Origin of the sequence: Bartonella fuyuanensis (genome assembly GCF_014197255.1) — a bacterium.
GTDB lineage: Bacteria > Pseudomonadota > Alphaproteobacteria > Rhizobiales > Rhizobiaceae > Bartonella > Bartonella fuyuanensis.
The window spans coordinates 1-3,076 of record NZ_JACIFE010000048.1 but is presented as its reverse complement, the minus strand read 5'-3'; the positions used below and the strand labels follow the sequence as shown (position 1 = coordinate 3,076).

Here is a 3,076-nt window from a genome sequence, read left to right as displayed (position 1 = left end):
CAAATTTGATCCACACACTCATCCTACTTGTGATGTGCGAAGGAGTGGTTTTGATTGATTCAACATAGAGAGGTTTGAAATGAGAGAATCTTACGTTATTCGAGACTCTCATTCAACATACAAAACAGTGAATTATCATTATAAATCAATATGTTATTGCAAATATAACTTTCTGATCGAAGTTGATTTATCGACCAGAGAAGCTGAAGCTTTGTCTTTTGAGGAGGAGGAGGGGAATAAAATTATGATTTTTAAAGGGGTATAAAAATATTTTCATTTTTTGTTATTTTTGAACTTTGGAAGTTGTTGTTCCAAAACTTTTAAAGATCAATTGTTTCGATACATGCAATCTCATTTTGGAGATTGATAATGCTATAACGTTGCAACTGACAGTGCCATCGATTTTGTAAGCGTCTAATGGAAAATAAGTTAAATCCTGCAGGTGGTTTTTTATCACCAAAAGCTTGTGATGCGGAAGGAACACCAACAATAGGAATTTTTTTAATTGGTCCTTCAATGTTATTCAATGTGGGTAAATGAGTATGTCCGTGGAGAATAAGTTCACAACCATGATGTTTAATAACTTCTAGAAAACGTTTTGTATCTCGTAATTTTTTATGCCAAAATGTTGCTTTAGGAAAGGGTGGATGATGGATCATGACGACACGAAAAAGATTGTCTTGTGCTGCTGTCTTTAAAAGGTGTGATAAAGCTTGTGCTTGCCTTTTACCAAAATAACCAGAAGCTTGAAAAGGTGGCGTTGCAATGGCGGAAGAAGCCGCTATAATAGCAACATTTTTACGAATGCGCATATAAGGAAAGGCGTTTTTTTGAGGGACGTCACCTGTGATCCAAGGCTTAAATAGAGTACATGCTTTTTGTAAAGCTCCATGGATATAGGCATCATGATTTCCAAATGTCAAAGAAATATCTTGAGGTTGTCCTAAGTCAAGGAGCCAACGATGAGCTTGTTCAAATTCCTTATCGAGAGCAAGATTAACAAGATCACCAGAGATCACAAGGTGATCAGGTTTTGTTTTGTTCAAGGCATCTATTAAAGTTTCTAGGACATTTGTTGCCATTTGACTCTTACGTTTTTTTTGCCAATTCAGATAACCGGTAAGACGCTTCCCAAAAAGTTCAAAGAAGGTAGGTTGCGGGAGGGGTGAAAGATGTACATCCGATATATGGGCAAGACAAAACATAGAATCTCATAGAGTATTAAAAATAATTTAAAGAACAAGCATAAGATAAGTTGATGGTTAAAGGCATATTTAATATAATATCAAAAAACGAAACAAAGTCAATAGCTTGTATGGAATTATTTTATATGAATCCACTTAAGAATCCATACTTTTATGTATGATTCATTTGACCATTTTTTATATAAGATTGGCATGTATGAATAGATCCTAAAAAGCAAATCATGATGCAAATATTATAACGCATGGTTGCATTCAAATGAAATGAAAAGCAGATGTCATTCATAATAGTGGAGGGGCTGCAGCTGGAGCAGTTGCAAACGCAGCAGGCAGTGCGTTGAAAGGTGTTATATTAGGACCACAAGGTGTGGGGGCGGCCACTTTGGCAGGAGCAATAAATGGCTTCGGTTCGGGGGCAGTTGGAGCCAGTATAGGTAAATGGGTACAATGCCACTAAAAAATTAAAGAGCACTGGTATTTGTTTTTAGAAAATAACCAGTAAATTATTCCTAAAGTTAATTTCATTATAGACATATATATATAATAAACTTCAGGAATATAAAATTTTGAGCTGGATTTTATAATGGTAGATTTTTCTAATAGTATTACAACTTCATTAATATCAACAATTATATTTGGATTTTTATGTATTATTCCTTATATATTCAAATCCCATAATTGGAAAAAAATGCAAAGGGGGAATTATTTAAAATAGCTATGTTCTTTATGTTATATTCTCTTATTGATTATTTACATAGATATATTGGTTTATACTAGATCCATATAAATTTATTTTTTTACAGAGTTTTTTCTTTAAAATACGAATTGTATCAACTTCTCCAATACGCTAACAACTACTCCATTTGCTGAGCGCATATTGATTTCACTCTGATAGTTATGATGTGGGGCATTATGCTTAGATGTAGTCGCAAATGATCTTAAAGGTGCAGTAGTAGTGGGATTCACGGGTCTAATTAAAAGACCAAAAAGCGCTGCCGTTGGAGCATAGGAGGTGCACTATACGAAGGTCTTATGGCCTTCGGACATAAGGTAGATGATTGCTATCATCGATAAAGTAAAAAAATACTTTTTCTAATTTATTAGAAAATAGCAAGCAATATATTCCTGAGATCAATGATATTGTGAACATAATTTAAAAACTATAACACAACTGATTTCAGGGATATCATAATATTTATGACAATCATATTTTAGGGAGTATCTTCATTATGGAGATTATTTATAAAACTGCAAAATTATTTCTTCCAGAATTTATAGGTTTTTTTGTGGTTTTTTTTGCATGTACTTTGTTACTTAGATTTAAAAGCTATAGTTGGGAAGCATCTATAAAGAAATCACTATTAATAATGATTTTAGTCGTTATATTATCTTGTGCTATTCATTATATTATTAATTATATTGATTTATAAAAGTGCAAAAGTATAAAATTGTTATCCATATTCATTATATTTTTCTCTCTTTCCAATACGTGAAAACAGTTCTTCCACTTGCCAAGTGCGTAAAGTGGGCAAAGAGAGACTTAAAAGATGGGTGTAAATGCGCCGTCCAAATTCTAGCGTAAGCCGATTGGCTAAATAAGCTCCTAAGTAGCCAGATAGAGTGCTAAGAGCCGTGCTAAACAGCATGATAGAAACCATCAAGACAACGATAGCATAGAGACTTTCAATACGCTGAAAAGGGAGAATACGGTCGATAATCGCTTGAAAAATAAAAGGATTCACCAAGCCAAGTAAGCGCAAAACGACAGCAGCGCAACTGATCATGAGCAGGGCAACGGGCTGTTCCATAACGCCCATGCCAAGTACCACGCAAGGCACGTGTGATACCTTGCGCATTCTTAAAAGAACACATCA

2 protein-coding genes are annotated in these 3,076 nt (G+C 34.2%); both read right to left on the bottom strand.

Annotated features, from left to right (window positions below; all coding sequences use genetic code 11):
• Positions 1 to 320 precede the first annotated feature (320 nt).
• A complete protein-coding gene (locus GGR08_RS07665) occupies positions 321 to 1,205 on the bottom strand; it encodes a metallophosphoesterase family protein (protein WP_183194718.1) in 885 nt (294 codons plus the stop codon).
• 1,448 nt (positions 1,206 to 2,653) lie between these two features.
• A complete protein-coding gene (locus GGR08_RS07660) occupies positions 2,654 to 3,040 on the bottom strand; it encodes an ABC transporter transmembrane domain-containing protein (RefSeq protein WP_343050843.1) in 387 nt (128 codons plus the stop codon).
• Positions 3,041 to 3,076: the final 36 nt, after the last annotated feature.

What these genes read in the sequence shown, in the direction of transcription:
- GGR08_RS07665 (WP_183194718.1), bottom strand. Translation starts at nt 1,205, where the DNA reads ATGTTTTGTCTTGCCCATATATCGGATGTACATCTTTCACCCCTCCCG.